This is a genomic window from Acinetobacter sp. FDAARGOS_515 (assembly GCF_003938865.1).
GTDB lineage: Bacteria > Pseudomonadota > Gammaproteobacteria > Pseudomonadales > Moraxellaceae > Acinetobacter > Acinetobacter ursingii.
This window is the reverse complement of record NZ_RKIX01000003.1, coordinates 3,178,593-3,192,392: the sequence shown is the minus strand read 5'-3', so window position 1 is coordinate 3,192,392 and position 13,800 is coordinate 3,178,593. Positions and strand designations below refer to the sequence as shown.

The 13,800-nt window shown below is 38.3% G+C and carries 14 protein-coding genes; 4 read left to right on the top strand and 10 right to left on the bottom strand.

Annotated elements, in window-relative coordinates; genetic code table 11:
• Positions 1-60 precede the first annotated feature (60 nt).
• On the top strand, positions 61-552 hold the full coding sequence (gene ispF / locus EGS47_RS16875) for a 2-C-methyl-D-erythritol 2,4-cyclodiphosphate synthase (RefSeq protein ID WP_004989384.1): 492 nt from the start codon (positions 61-63) through the stop codon (positions 550-552).
• Here ispF and EGS47_RS16870 read toward each other — a convergent pair.
• The 7 genes from EGS47_RS16870 to EGS47_RS16840 all read right to left on the bottom strand — a co-directional run bounded on the left by EGS47_RS16870 (position 540) and on the right by EGS47_RS16840 (position 7,881).
• A complete protein-coding gene (locus tag EGS47_RS16870; RefSeq protein ID WP_005004011.1) occupies positions 540-1,064 on the bottom strand; it encodes a protein tyrosine phosphatase family protein in 525 nt (174 codons plus the stop codon). The two genes, ispF and EGS47_RS16870, sit on opposite strands and share 13 nt — an antisense overlap.
• Before the next feature lie 213 nt (positions 1,065-1,277).
• Positions 1,278-2,369: a 3-deoxy-7-phosphoheptulonate synthase gene (locus EGS47_RS16865; RefSeq protein ID WP_034697849.1), complete on the bottom strand. Its 1,092-nt coding sequence runs from the start codon at positions 2,367-2,369 to the stop codon at positions 1,278-1,280.
• Positions 2,370-2,495: 126 nt separating this feature from the next.
• Complete coding sequence (locus EGS47_RS16860; protein WP_005004015.1) at positions 2,496-3,377, bottom strand: sulfite exporter TauE/SafE family protein; 882 nt, start codon at positions 3,375-3,377, stop codon at positions 2,496-2,498.
• 143 nt (positions 3,378-3,520) lie between these two features.
• Complete coding sequence (locus EGS47_RS16855) at positions 3,521-3,838, bottom strand: hypothetical protein (protein ID WP_004989378.1); 318 nt, start codon at positions 3,836-3,838, stop codon at positions 3,521-3,523.
• A complete protein-coding gene (locus EGS47_RS16850; protein ID WP_005004017.1) occupies positions 3,835-5,394 on the bottom strand; it encodes a PepSY-associated TM helix domain-containing protein in 1,560 nt (519 codons plus the stop codon). Before EGS47_RS16850 ends, EGS47_RS16855 begins: the two co-directional genes overlap by 4 nt.
• Before the next feature lie 3 nt (positions 5,395-5,397).
• Positions 5,398-5,691, bottom strand: a complete 294-nt coding sequence (locus EGS47_RS16845) for a hypothetical protein (RefSeq protein ID WP_119686802.1) — start codon at positions 5,689-5,691, stop codon at positions 5,398-5,400.
• A 63-nt stretch (positions 5,692-5,754) separates the two neighbouring features.
• A complete protein-coding gene (locus EGS47_RS16840) occupies positions 5,755-7,881 on the bottom strand; it encodes a TonB-dependent siderophore receptor (RefSeq protein WP_119686801.1) in 2,127 nt (708 codons plus the stop codon).
• Between the two features lie 229 nt (positions 7,882-8,110).
• Between EGS47_RS16840 and lpxB the strand changes: the two genes are divergently transcribed.
• Positions 8,111-9,286, top strand: coding sequence for a lipid-A-disaccharide synthase (gene lpxB / locus EGS47_RS16835; protein WP_119686806.1), 1,176 nt, complete (start codon positions 8,111-8,113; stop codon positions 9,284-9,286).
• Between the two features lie 52 nt (positions 9,287-9,338).
• On the opposite strand, the gene EGS47_RS16830 is transcribed toward lpxB, so the two are convergent.
• Positions 9,339-10,208 carry a DUF2797 domain-containing protein gene (locus tag EGS47_RS16830; protein WP_125269835.1) on the bottom strand — a complete coding sequence of 290 codons (870 nt, stop codon included), beginning with the start codon at positions 10,206-10,208 and terminating at the stop codon, positions 9,339-9,341.
• Between the two features lie 33 nt (positions 10,209-10,241).
• On the opposite strand from EGS47_RS16830, the gene EGS47_RS16825 reads away from it, so the two are divergent.
• Together EGS47_RS16825 and EGS47_RS16820 are read left to right on the top strand one after the other, a co-directional pair.
• On the top strand, positions 10,242-10,703 hold the full coding sequence (locus EGS47_RS16825) for a DUF6231 family protein (RefSeq protein WP_004989364.1): 462 nt from the start codon (positions 10,242-10,244) through the stop codon (positions 10,701-10,703).
• Between the two features lie 105 nt (positions 10,704-10,808).
• Entirely contained in the window at positions 10,809-11,450 is a 642-nt protein-coding gene (locus EGS47_RS16820; RefSeq protein ID WP_119686800.1) for a YidB family protein, read from the top strand.
• A gap of 39 nt (positions 11,451-11,489) precedes the next feature.
• On the opposite strand, the gene EGS47_RS16815 is transcribed toward EGS47_RS16820, so the two are convergent.
• Both EGS47_RS16815 and EGS47_RS16810 read right to left on the bottom strand, forming a co-directional pair.
• Positions 11,490-12,650, bottom strand: coding sequence for a DUF6670 family protein (locus EGS47_RS16815; protein ID WP_005004021.1), 1,161 nt, complete (start codon positions 12,648-12,650; stop codon positions 11,490-11,492).
• Positions 12,651-12,758: 108 nt separating this feature from the next.
• Positions 12,759-13,646, bottom strand: a complete 888-nt coding sequence (locus EGS47_RS16810) for an ATP-binding protein (RefSeq protein ID WP_005004023.1) — start codon at positions 13,644-13,646, stop codon at positions 12,759-12,761.
• Between the last annotated feature and the right edge of the window lie 154 nt (positions 13,647-13,800).

Genomic DNA, 13,800 nt, shown 5'->3' with positions numbered 1-13,800 from the left:
CTATAGCGAAACCAAAAGCCAGAATACAAGTTGTGTGATTTGTTTTATAAAGGAAAATAAATGATATTACCAATTCGCATCGGTCAGGGTCTGGATGTGCATGCTTTTGAAGATGGAGACCATGTGACTTTAGCAGGCGTGAAAATTCCACATACCCATGGTTTAAAGGCACATTCCGATGGTGATGTGGTATTACATGCTTTATCGGATGCATTATTAGGGGCTTTAGCACTTGGCGATATTGGCCAGCATTTTCCCGATACTGATCCAGATTTTAAAGGTGCAGATAGTCGTGTCTTGTTAAAACATGTCTATCAGCTCATTTTAGATCGTGGCTATGTTTTAAATAATGCAGATATTACCGTAGCGTGTGAGCGTCCAAAACTTGCAAAGTATAATCTGGAAATGCGTCAGAGTATTGCAGATGTGTTGGAGCTAGATATTACTCAAATCAGCATCAAAGCAACCACGACAGAAAAGCTTGGCTTTACAGGCCGCCAAGAGGGAATCCTCTCAACGGCCACCGTTTTAATCACCCATCAAGTAAATTGATTTGGATCGATCAAAGATTGTTGTAAATCTTGAGTTGCCATACGACCTTGAAGTTGTAGGGCAACACTATGCATCAGTCCCGTCCACGTTTCATTCGGTTCCCAAATTTGATGCAATAGCTCTTGTGCAGAGCCGATATCCATTCCCATGAAATATTGGCGGTACAGTGCCATTAAGCAACTGACACGATAATTTTTTGCGCAATGTATCCAGACGATCTCGTTTGTAACCAAATGGTCGATTAAATCCAGAACCAATAGGCACTGATCTGCTGCTGGCATTTCCCATAAAATAGGTAAATGAATATAGTTTAATCCTAGTTCCAGACAGATTCGGTCTTCCTGATCAAGGTGTGGTTCGGCATCATTCAATGCAAGATTGATGACCGTGCTACAGCCATATTCTTTAATATGATGTAACTGCTCGGCTGTCGGTTGTCCTGAACTCAGTAGATGTTCATGGACTGGAGAAAAGTTCGGAATTTGGGATAAAGATTGTTCTAAAGTGGTCATAGAAATACTGATATATCGTTAGAATATAATAAGGTGTTCGTTTCAGCCAAAACTGAATGTTAACCGCATCATCATATTAGCTTTAAATTCCCTATAAAATCTACTGGATTGTTGATCAGAAAATATGATCATTGATCAGTAAACATTCTTGAATCAGATGAATATAAAAAAACCCTTAATAATTAAGGGTTTTTTATTCAATGGTTGCTCAAATTAGCGTTTTGGAAGCAACTCTTTAAGTTTCTCATGCATTTCGAGTAAAACTTGTTCCGTAGTATCCCAATCAATACAGCCATCGGTTACAGATTTACCGTATTCAAGATCACATAAGTTTTCAGGAATATCTTGGCGACCACCTTTTAAATGGCTCTCTACCATCACACCCACAATGGACTTGTTTCCGTCATTGATTTGTTCAACCACATTACGTAATACCAATGGTTGCAGGTAAGGGTCTTTATTTGAGTTGGCATGACTGGCATCAATCATAATTTTGTTACTAACTTTGGCTTTAGCCAAAGCCGTTTCAGCTTCCGCTACAGAACCCGCATCATAATTTGGTTTACCATTTCCACCGCGCAACACCACATGCGCATATGGATTGCCACTGGTACGAATCACAGAAACCTGTCCATTTTCATTGAGACCAAGAAAGCTATGACCATGCTTAACCGATTGCATTGCATTGGTCGCAACTGTTAAACCACCGTCTGTCCCATTTTTAAAACCGACTGGAGAAGATAAGCCCGATGACATTTCACGATGCGTCTGGCTTTCGGTAGTACGTGCGCCAATTGCAGACCAGGAAATAAGATCTTGATAATACTGTGGTGAGTTAGGATCAAGTGCTTCGGTTGCGCATGGCAAACCTTTTTGGTTTAACTCAAGTAATAATTGACGACCAATACGTAGACCTTTCTCAATATTAAAAGAGTCATTCATATCTGGATCGTTAATTAGTCCTTTCCATCCTACTGTGGTACGTGGTTTTTCAAAATAAACACGCATCACGATGTAAAGTGTATCTTTTACTTTTTCACTCAAAGCTTTTAAACGATCAGCATATTCATGTGCAGCTTTTGGGTCATGAATAGAACAAGGGCCAATCACAACAAAAACACGGTTGTCGGTACCATCTAAAATATTACGGATGGTTTCGCGGCCTTTGAGAACGGTTTGATACGCATCTTCAGTCAATGGCAGTTCAGACTTTAATTCTGCTGGTGTTACAAGAGGGTGGATGCTTTTAATATTAACGTCGTCGATATCTGGCTGAGAGACTGGATTAGACTGTAGAGTATTCATTGCTGTCACTGATTCGATCATTGCTTAGGGTTATCTGTTTAACGAATATACCATGAAATAAGCGGTATCTGACTATATTTACAACGGATTAATCATTTAAAAAAAACGATTAATCCGTTAGATAGCTTATTTTGTGGTGGTTTTTTCGGCAGAAACAGGTTGAGTGATGGCAGGCTTTTCAACAGGTTTGGCTTTAACAGGATGAACAATAAAGTTCACACCCAGTGCAAATAGCGTAACCCCCAAGACCTTACGGATAATTTTTTCAGGTAAACGTGAGCTAATTAAAGTTCCGATTATGATCGCAGGAATTGAACCTACTAATAACCACATGAGTAAGTGAAAATCGACATTACCCGCACTCATATGACTCAAACCAGCCACCAAAGTTAACAGTACGGCATGTACCACATCTGAACCAATAATTCGAATCATCGGCAGATTAGGAAACATAATAATCAGTGCCATGATACCAAAAGCACCAGCACCGACCGATGATAACGTGACAAACACACCCAAAATAATGCCCATGATTATAATATAAATGCGTTTAGTTTCAGAAATAGTGTCATGTGCGATTTGTTCTGGAAGTTCTTTTTTCTTACGCAAACCCATAAAAAACTTTTCAATCGTGGCGCGAAAAATAATTGAAATACCAGTCAGGGTGAGCATGAAGCCCAACACCATAGTTAAAACCATTTTATAGTGCGAGGACTGACTTAAATAATGTTCGAGCACCCATGCGGTAGCAAAAGAAGCAGGAATACTACCTACTGCCAGCCAGATGACAATCGGCCAGACAATATTGAGTTTTTTGGCATGTACCAGAGAACCGCAAAATTTGGAAATTGCGGCATAGAGTAAGTCTGTACCAATTGCGATATGAGGTTCAATTCTAAAAAGACTGATTAAGATAGGGGTCATTAACGAACCGCCACCTACGCCAGTGATACCCACACAGAAACCAACCAGTACGCCTGCTAATATAAACTCAAGAGGACCAAACATGAATAAATCAGCCAAATATAAAAAACCTGCATATCTTATGACTTTTTAAGATAAAGGATTGTGAATAATAATGCTTTGCTTATGCAAAAAAACGCTAAAGACATGTTTAGCGTTTCACAAATCAGCAAGTTAAGATTGGCAAATTAAATTTTATGTACTCTGGATGACTGGTTGCGCTTATCGGCTTTGGGTTTTAAGTCATTGAGATACAATATAAGTGCAAAAACTAAAGGAGTAGCAAACAGCCACCAACTGACAAAGCCAATAGAAGTGCCATAAGCCGCAATAAACAAACTTCCTGCAATCAAAAATAAAAGGCATGCGAAGAGACGAAGGATATTGATATGCTGGGTCATAAAATGTAATTTAGATTTTTTGGTTTTTTCAATCTGTTTACTGCTCAGCACATATAAAATATACATGCCGAACACGATCAAAAAGACACCTAATACAATACTCATGAGGCATTTACCTCAGGATTAGCAAGCGCTAACTTCTTTTCAAGCTTTTCTCGGGATTTGGTTTGTATCGGATGAATATTTCGCACAATAAATAATCCCAAACCAGCAAATAGAACAAAGACAATATCGACTCTTAAAAATAGCCAGTAACTTCTTAAGTCTGTAATCAGATGGTTTTGGATTAAATAAATCACATTGAAAAAAGGCAGGGCGATAGCCAAAAGGATAAAAATGCTGAGTTGTGAACGCCATAGCCAGTGTTTTTTTGTAAAGATTGCCAAGATAAAACTAGCCAGCCAGACAATAAAAAAGGTATAGATTTCATAGTTAGGCATTGCAGGCTGTAATTCGATAAAACGATTACTATAGAGATAAGCCAGCATAGAAATTGGTAAACCTACAAAAGTAGCAACATTTAGCCGATCGACCAAGTAATGTCCAAAATGAAATGCATGTGTTTTATTTTGAATTTGACGTTTCAGGCTCCAGAGTAACAACCCAGAAGCAATCATAAAGCAGCCTAAAATACCTGAAAAGAAGAAGGCAAGGCGTAATAATGGTTGGGCAAAAGTCGCCATGTGTAAACCATATACCCCAAAACTTAATGTAGCAATCGAACTATCATTTCGTGTGGCAGCCAATTGTTTTCCTGTCGTTGCGTCAAAGGTAATTTGTGGTTTATTGCCTGTAATGGAATGATCTTCAGTTTGACTAATCGTAATTTGGGCTTGATTAGTATTGGGTTTATCCGCCGTAATGGAATCGATTTCTTTATTTCCCCATTGAGTTTGTGCTTTGGCAAGCAGAACTTCGAGAGGTAAATTTTGCATGTCTGTTGGGGGTTGTTTATTTTCTATGACATTGGTGCGAATTTCTTTAAAGAATTGAAAAGAGTTCTCTGGATAAAGTTTTTTCATTCCAAATGGTAAATAGATATAAAAGAAAATTGCTAAACCAGTAAAGGTAATCATCAAGAAAAATGGTAGAGCAATGACGGATGAAACATTATGAAAATCTAGCCATGAACGCTGCGACTTAAAAGTCCTGAGCGTAAAGAAATCGGTAATGATTTTTTTATGGGTAATGATCCCTGAAATCAGCGCAATCAACATAATAAATGCTGCTATACAGACGATGATCCGACCAATAATGACGGGAAAACCAAAAAGTTGATAATGAAAGGTATAAAAGAAATCGCCACCTTGCGTGGCAGAAAGACTGAGCTCTTTGCCTGTAGTGGCATCGAGTGTTTTACTTTCATAGCCACCATCTGCTTTTTGCCAATAAATATTCGTGACAGGAGACTGTTCAGATGCAACACCGATATACCAAGTTTTAGCCCCGACGGCATGTTCTTGCAAATATTGATAGGCTGTTTTAATCGCAGTTTCTTGGTTGACATCATATTGAGCAAGCTTAGGTTGCATCCATAAATTAATTTCATGACGATAATAGGAGGCTGTCCCCATTACAAAAATAGCAAATAGTAACCACCCTAATAGTAATCCTGTCCAAGAGTGTAACCATGCCATCGACTGTCGAATACTCTTATGCATGATTTAGCCTAATCCTAATGTCAGAAAAATACAGATGCCACTCACCACAACACTATAAATGGTCAGTTTTAATAAAGATTGAACGCAAAATGCGATGATGACAAAAATGGCATAAAATAAAATAGCGCAAAAAGCAGCTAAATAAACAGATTCAGCTTTTGGCATCATCATATTAAAAATATAAGCCAAAGCCATACTAAAAAAAGCAGTGCATACAAAACCGATAATAAAAGCAATTACAAAGCGATAGAACACTGTAAATCGGTAAGTAATGGAAAGTGACTGTGTTTTACTCATAATGGCTTGCTTCTTTTAAAATGCTTAAGCCAAGCCTTGTACCGAAGACTTGGCTTAATAGACTTAGTATTTAAATTTTACAGCAACGGTATAGTTGGCAGGTGCGCCGTAAAATGCTTGGGAGTCTTGAAAATTATATAAATATTTTTTGTCTCCAATATTGTTGCCATTGGCTTGGATTGAAATATTTTTATTGATGTCATAACTTGCCATCAAATTAACAAGAGCATAATCTTTTTGCTTAATTAAACCATTTACATCTTCATTGTAAAGGCTGACATCATCCTGCCATTGAATCCCCACACCTATTTTGAGTTTTGGAAGTGCAGGAACAGTATAAGTAGTTAAGATATTAAACATTTGACTAGGACTATATGTTCTTGCATGTCCGCCATTTTTAAGATCTTTTAGACTGAAATTGGTGTAACCGAATGAAAGATCCAAATTATCAGTCAATTTTCCAGCAAGACCAAATTCCACACCTTGCGAGCGCAAATCACTGACAGGAGTGGTGCGTGTAATAATATCACTCGAGCGCAATGGATAATTACTTTCCTCTGTTCTAAATACGGCTAGTGTTCCAGTTAATTGATCATCCATCCAAGAACTTTTTACGCCAACTTCGTAACTTTTCCCTTCGATAGGTTTTAGTGGTTGATGGTTTTCATCTTGACCAGTTTGTGGGCGGAAAATTGAAGTATAACTGGCATATGCCGTATATTCTGGGGTGATATTATACGTGATACCTGCATACGGTGAAGTTTTAGATTTATCATAATCTGCGGTTGAACCGTAGTTATATCCTTTACTAATTGCCTGAATATAGTTGATCCCTAATAGTAATTTAAGGTCATCGTTTAAGTGTAAACGTGTAGCACCGTACAAGGACTGTACTTTTTGATAGATATCAGATGAGTTATTTTGAGTTGGGGTGGTGTAATCCCAAGTTGGTTCATCTGGTGTCCAGCTAGCAAGATCAGTTGTTAGATGGTCAGGATAAGCCCCTGGATAAGACTGTTCTTTGGTCTTATAAGATGTCCAGCTATATCCTAAAACTGCCTCATGACGTTGTCCTAATAGAGGGAAAGTACCCTGAACATTGGCATCGACTTGTTTTTGGGTATATTTACCATCAAATGCTGAAGGCCAGAGATAAACACCACTGGTATTATCGCTACTATCTGGTAAGCCTGAAAGATAAAGAAGTTTTGAATCTGACTTTGTTTCTTTGTTGGTGAAGGTAACTTTCGCTTTCCAGTCCCCACCTAGTTTTTGAGTCAATTCTGCAAAGGCAGTCGTAACTGTATTATCCCAGTAAGTCCAGTCAGGACTATAGTTATATTTACGATCATAGCTGAGTTGCTGACCTGCGCTATTGAGTAAAGGTAATGCCCCCCAATTGACACTATTAGATAAAGTTTTTTCTTGGCTCCCGCCAATGGTCAAAAGTGTAGAATCGGTTAAATCAGCATCAATAATGGCTGCAATTCCATTTTTTTCCTGAGAATAGCGGTCAAGATAAGAATCGCCAGTTTGTTCAAAGCCCATAACTCGAGCTCGAACTCGACCATCTTTTGTTAGCGAACCTGAAACATCTCCCTCATAGCGTTGTTTATCCCATGAACCATAGCTAATTGTGCCGTTCGCTTGAAACTGTTGGGTTGGACGCTTACGAATCATATTGATAGTAGCAGATGGATCACCAAAGGCATTGGTAATTGCATCAGCACCTTTAATGATTTCTACACGGTCATATAAATAGGTGTCAGGATTGGTATTTTGATAATTATAACCTTCAGCAGGAAAACCTACACCGTCCACAAGTACATTAGAAATTTCAAAGCCACGTGCCATATAGGTGCTACGTTCAGTTTCCTGATTGGCGACATAAATGCCTGGAGTATTTCTTAGGGCCTCACGCGTGTCAGTAATATTAAAGTCATCCATTTGCTGACGAGTGACAACATTGATGGTCTGAGGTGTTTCCTGAGCATCAATATTAAGCTTGGTTGCACTGCTACTTTTTTTGATGATGTAGGATTTAGTCTGTTCTGAAGTTTGATTACCAGAAGCATCCGCCTGAAGTTCGATCACAGGTAGAGTTGTATCTTCTGCATGCGCAAGATGCACTTGGAAGATCGCTAGAGTGATCAATGATAACTTAAATAAAAGTGGGTTGGATGTGGTCATGAGATAAAGTAATGTGAATAATTCTCATTTATTTTATTATTTAGCTAAATGCTCTACAATCTTCTTGTCATCGTTAATTGTGATAATCATCATATTTCTAAATGTAATTTTAGATAAACTTATGTAACAAATACACGAACACAAATAGAAAAAAATGCGGAATTTCTTGATTATAAAACCTATATGTTAGTATAGAACCCGCTATAAATTTGATGCAGGACGTTTGCAATTGTCTACACGAAAACTAAAAATTGGCATTGTGGTTGGGGAAGTTTCAGGTGATACCTTAGGCGTAAAACTGATGCAAAGTTTTCGTGAGCAGGGCATTGATGCTGAATTTGAAGGTATAGGTGGCCCGCAAATGATTGCGGAAGGATTTAAAAGCTATTATCCGATGGAAATATTATCGGTGATGGGGATCGTTGAAGTTTTAAAAGACCTGAAAAAGTTATTTGCAGTACGCGATGGATTGGTCGAACTCTGGACAGCTCAACCCGTAGATGTATTTATTGGGATCGACGCACCAGATTTTAATTTAAGACTTTCTAAAACAATGAAAGAAAAAAACTTGCCAATTAAAACGGTACAGTATGTCAGTCCATCGGTATGGGCATGGCGACAGGGACGAGTACATGGCATCAAGAAAACCATCGATTTGGTGTTATGCCTATTTCCGTTTGAAAAGAATTTTTATCAACAATACGGTGTGCCAGCAGCTTTTGTGGGACATCCATTGGCAAAGCAACTTCCTTTAAATAATTCAGTTCAGGATGCAAAGCGAAACTTGGGACTTGATCCTGAGAAAACGTATATTGCCTTGCTACCGGGTAGCCGTCGTGGCGAAGTGGAACGGCTGTTGCCTCTAGTATTAGGTTCAGCCCAGATCGTATCTACAAAATATCCAAATGTTGAATACTTGATCCCTGCCATTAATGATGCCCGCAAGACTCAAATAGAAAGTAGCGTTGCGCAATGTGATCCAGCTTTGATTGCAAAATTACATATTCTTGAAAATAGCGATACTGAATCAAACGTTGGTCGAATGGTGATGAGTGCCAGTGATATTGTGGCTTTGGCTTCGGGTACAGCAACCTTAGAGGCGATGCTGTTACATCGACCAATGGTGACTTTTTATAAGCTCAATACGTTGACTTATTTTATTGCCAAGCTTTTGGTCAAAATTCCATATTACTCTTTACCCAATATCATTGCAGGTAAAAAAGTCATTGAAGAGTTGATTCAAAAACAAGCCACGCCTGAACGCTTGGCACAGGAAATTGAATCACTCATGAATATAGAAAAATCTCAGATTCAGGTGATGCAACATCTTTCGATGCATAAAAGACTCATTTCTGGCGATACCGAAGATCCCGTTCAAGCAATTTTAAGCTTAGTAGATCATTAAACGTATAAAAATGGAGCAATGATTGCTCCATTTTTATAATTTACAATAAGTTTTAAGCGCGTAGAATCAACTCGTAACCTGTATATTTACGTACATTGATTACGCCCATATCAAAAATTAAATATTGCCCTTTGATCCCGTGCAGAACACCACGAATTTTAGGCGTTTTATCTAGGTTTAATGATTTAATTTTTTCTGGGTATTGCTCCACAGGATAGACAAACTCACGTGGCTGTTCATTCTCTAGCAATTCAACAGATTCATTAAACTCAAGATTTTGCCCAAATTCTTCACGAATGCTTTGAATTTTTGGCGCAAATTCTTCAATAATTTGATCGCGCTGTTCAAGTAGATTGAGAGGTTCTGCTTCACCTTTTAATAGTTTGCGCCAGTCAGTTTTGTCTGCGATTTGCGTACCAAATAAAATTTCGAGTTGGCCTGATAAGCGTCGTGAGCCAACTTTTAAAATCGGCAGTGCTTGGGTTGCTCCCTGATCTAGCCAACGTGTGGGCATATGGCTGACTCGGGTAATCCCAACTTTAAGTGCGCTAGAGTTTGCCAGATAAACAATATGTGGCTGAAAGCAAACCTTATGTGCAAAATCATCTTCACGGCAAGTTCCAAGATGATAATGACAGGTTTCTGGCTTCATAATGCAAAGATCACATTCAGCTTTGGTTTTAAAACATTTAAAGCAATGACCTTGTGAATAGGATTTAGGCGTTTTAGCACCGCAAGAGGTACAGTAAATATTTCCTGTCCATTCAATCTCAACTTCTTGACCCGGAACGAAAGGGAGGTCAATTTCTGAACGGTCTAATATAAATTTGTATTCAACATTTGCCTTGCTTGCTTGCTGATCAGTTACACTACAGTTTTTAAGCGCTGCGTGCATTTTATGACAAATGCCTTGTAGTTCCATCGATTTAAACTCACATCAAAAAAGGTTGCAGTTATGGCTGAATTAAATGTCATCACTTCTATGCTAGACGATTTATCAAGTGAACAGCCCATACACACTGCACTCTGTATAGGTCAAAATATTGACCAGAATAGCGCAATCCAGTGGCACTATTTTAACGTAAATGAGTTTTTAAATCTGCCTTTTAGTCAGCGTTATGATCTGGGTTTTGTGGTTTTTGATACAGCATTGATGCGTGATATTTCAGAAATTCAAAAGTCTCAAATGCTAGTCAAATTACGTGATTTGATGGCAAAAAGAATCGTGGTGGTGAGTCAACGTCAGGATGAAAAATTACTTCGTGCTCTAGGTTTCACGCAATTGATTGATAAGACTTCACATGAGGCGGATTTTGCGTTGTGGCAGTTTAATATTTTAACCTATAAGCACGTACCTGACTGGTTTAACTCAAAATTTTGGGCAAATCCTGACAACTGGGATAAGTTTCGCTGGTAATTTAGAAGGGTCGTTGATCTTGCAAAAATAAACAATTTGTCTTTTGGAAACTATCTAAAAACTAGTCTATGCTGAAGATGGAATGTTTTTCAGGATAAACATAAGATGACGGATTTAACTAATATTGTTGAGATGCTAGCCAAACAGGCAATGGGCGGTCAACAATCTTCTCAAGGCGGTCTGGGTGGTATTTTAGGTTCGGTTTTGGGTCAATTAGGTGCAAACCAACAGACTCAAAATCAGGGCAATACTCAAACTCAAAATACGGACGCTGGACTCGGTGGCATTTTGGGTTCGGTACTGAATCAATTTGGTGTTGGAGCGAATAATCAAGCTCCAAGCAATCAAAGTTCAAGTAATAGCTCTGGTGGTTCAACACAGGCATTATTGATTGCAGTCGTACCTTTGATTTTGGCTTGGATTCAGCAACAGGGTGGTTTACAGGGCGCTTTGGATAAACTTAGAAATATAGGTTTGGGTTCTCAAGTGCAAAGTTGGGTTGACCCTGAACAAAGTAATAATCATGTAGCTCCTCAAAATGTGCAGGAATTATTTGATGATCAGCAGGTCGAGCAAGTTGCTGAACAAACACAAGTTCCTAAGCAAGATATTTATGGAGCTATTTCATCTGTATTGCCTCAGATTATTAATTCATTGACCCCACAGGGCGATCAAACCAATCCGCAAGAAGCCAATCAAGATATTCAAAATGTACTGAATATCGTTTCAGGATTTTTAAAGAGATAAAACACAAGGCTTTCAAGCTATTTGCCTGAAAGCCTTTATTTATATGATCGGGATGCTTTGCTGAGGTTGTGTTAATCCTGAAATATCATCGGGATAAGGGCAGATCTCGGTTTGTTCAACTACATCGATATATTCTAAATAACCCTGACCATATCGATGACATGAATATAAATGATCAATGGCTTCAAACTCAAAAGCCGCGGCATAGCCTAGTCCAACGCCATACTGAAACGTACTACTGATTTTGGCTTTAATCATTAAATAGGGTTCTTGGTTTTGATTGAATATTTTCCATTCAAAGCTTTTGGGTAAAAGAGTATATTGCCCAAAAGGTGACAAGGTCGGTTTGTCTTGATACTCAGCAATACTAAACTCAACATTATCATAGACTTCGCATAGACCACTTTTATGCCTGATATAGGCTTTATAGCTCATCGATTTTGCAGCCACGTCAATTTTAGATAGAATCAGTTGGCTCTGGTCATCCAAGTTGATAATTTGATAAGTCACAAAATTTACTGGAACTTTATCTGCTAGAGATAGTGGGTGAGGGAGCAAACTATGTGGCGTCGCTGCTCTTGCAAATTCAAATGTTCCTGTACCAGAAACAGGATAGCGTTCACCTTGAATATGAAAAAATCCTTCATAGTGCATCACTAAACTTAGATCATCATATAAAGGAGTTTTCATCATCCATGAGCTTTGACGACTCACATCAATCTTGAATTGAAGTTCGATACCTTGAAAATGTGCTTTTAACTGAAATTCTGGATAATGACCTTCAATTAAAAGCTCACGACCAAATAACATTTTATTTGAAGTATGTACTACCTCATCACCATCTAAAGCATAGTGTTGCAACAATGCTGAAGATTCAAAAGCGGTACTCATAAAAACCGTGGCATTTTTCCTCGGAGGAGTATGCTGTAACTCATCCTGATCATAGCAAAGTAAACCTGTTGTACCTAAAATCGCCGAGATATTTAGATACTGTAATGGCGAAGGAAGATGAGGAAAGTTAAATCCATAACGGGTACATGAATAAAAAGGATGATCAAAATACGGTTGGATCATGGCATCTTGTTGGAAAAATTGACGTGAAAAAGTTGTGGAATGATCTACTAATGGAGTGAGGTGATGTAGAGTTTTTGCCAATAGTTCGGCACGGGGAGATAATTTGGGAAGAGAGAAAAGATTCATAAAAATAGCCTGTCTAGTTATAAGTTATACTGTTCAGTGTATAAATCTTTAAACGACAGGCTACAGACCTTATTGAGTCACTTTTAAGTCAGTTAAGGACACAATTTACTATGAATTGTCTGACAATTTTTGCTGTAATTGCTCAGCACCAATCCAGTGTTTAGAAAATTGATAAGCAGCACGTCCTGAACGTTGTCCACGTAATTGACACCATCTTAGGCTTTCGGCACGAACTTCATCGTTATACTCTAGCCCTGATTTTTTGATGTAATGTTCAACAATTTCAAGATATAAGACCTGATTCATTGGATAAAATGAAAGCCATAAACCAAAGCGATCTGATAATGAAATTTTCTCTTCAATGGCTTCTTGTGGATGCAATTCGGTGTACTGCGGAACATCTACTTTGGTAACTGGTGTATTCTCATGCATAAATTCTGGCAGAAGGTGGCGACGGTTACTGGTCGCATAGATAATAAAATTAGTTGAACCTGATTGGAGTGAACCATCCAGAACACTCTTTAGGCTACGATAGTTTTCATCTTCTGCATTAAATGCCAAGTCGTCACAGTAAACGATAAATTTTTCAGGACGATCTTGAATGATTTTTTGAATGAGTGGTAAATCAGAGAGATCATCACGTTCAATTTCAATCAAACGAAGTCCACGATCTGCATACTGTGTTAATAACGCTCTAACAATCGAGGATTTCCCTGTCCCTCTCGAGCCTGTCAGTAAAATATCATTGGCAGGTAAACCTTCAAGAAATTGCAATGTATTTTGGATAATCTTTTGTTTTTGTTTATCAATTCCGAGCAAATCTTCCAGATACATTTGCTTGGGTTGATAAATGGGTTTGAGCTGATGATGATGCCATTTAAAGGCTGGGGCATTAAAATCAGGCTCTTGATGAACCTCTGGCAAAGTTTGATGAAGTTGTTTTAACACCAAAGAAAGGGTTTCAATCAGATGATCTGGGAGTTCAAAGTTTGCCATTATGATTCCTTTGTAGTCATTGCCACAAGATGATACAGACTCTTGTGTGATGTTTCAAAGTAAACCTCTATAACCTAGAGTCGAACATTTTAGCAATTGACCCTAAGCTGTTCAGCTTGCATAGTGCATAAAATAATCCAGAATTAGGATTTGA

What these genes read in the sequence shown, in the direction of transcription:
- EGS47_RS16830 (WP_125269835.1), bottom strand. Translation starts at nt 10,208, where the DNA reads ATGGAACTACAAGGCATTTGTCATAAAATGCACGCAGCGCTTAAAAAC.
- EGS47_RS16825 (WP_004989364.1), top strand. Translation starts at nt 10,242, where the DNA reads ATGGCTGAATTAAATGTCATCACTTCTATGCTAGACGATTTATCAAGT.
- EGS47_RS16810 (WP_005004023.1), bottom strand. Translation starts at nt 13,646, where the DNA reads ATGGCAAACTTTGAACTCCCAGATCATCTGATTGAAACCCTTTCTTTG.
- EGS47_RS16865 (WP_034697849.1), bottom strand. Translation starts at nt 2,369, where the DNA reads ATGAATACTCTACAGTCTAATCCAGTCTCTCAGCCAGATATCGACGAC.
- EGS47_RS16815 (WP_005004021.1), bottom strand. Translation starts at nt 12,650, where the DNA reads ATGAATCTTTTCTCTCTTCCCAAATTATCTCCCCGTGCCGAACTATTG.
- EGS47_RS16855 (WP_004989378.1), bottom strand. Translation starts at nt 3,838, where the DNA reads ATGAGTATTGTATTAGGTGTCTTTTTGATCGTGTTCGGCATGTATATT.
- EGS47_RS16850 (WP_005004017.1), bottom strand. Translation starts at nt 5,394, where the DNA reads ATGCATAAGAGTATTCGACAGTCGATGGCATGGTTACACTCTTGGACA.
- EGS47_RS16870 (WP_005004011.1), bottom strand. Translation starts at nt 1,064, where the DNA reads ATGACCACTTTAGAACAATCTTTATCCCAAATTCCGAACTTTTCTCCA.
- EGS47_RS16845 (WP_119686802.1), bottom strand. Translation starts at nt 5,691, where the DNA reads ATGAGTAAAACACAGTCACTTTCCATTACTTACCGATTTACAGTGTTC.
- EGS47_RS16860 (WP_005004015.1), bottom strand. Translation starts at nt 3,377, where the DNA reads ATGTTTGGTCCTCTTGAGTTTATATTAGCAGGCGTACTGGTTGGTTTC.
- EGS47_RS16840 (WP_119686801.1), bottom strand. Translation starts at nt 7,881, where the DNA reads ATGACCACATCCAACCCACTTTTATTTAAGTTATCATTGATCACTCTA.
- EGS47_RS16820 (WP_119686800.1), top strand. Translation starts at nt 10,809, where the DNA reads ATGACGGATTTAACTAATATTGTTGAGATGCTAGCCAAACAGGCAATG.
- ispF (WP_004989384.1), top strand. Translation starts at nt 61, where the DNA reads ATGATATTACCAATTCGCATCGGTCAGGGTCTGGATGTGCATGCTTTT.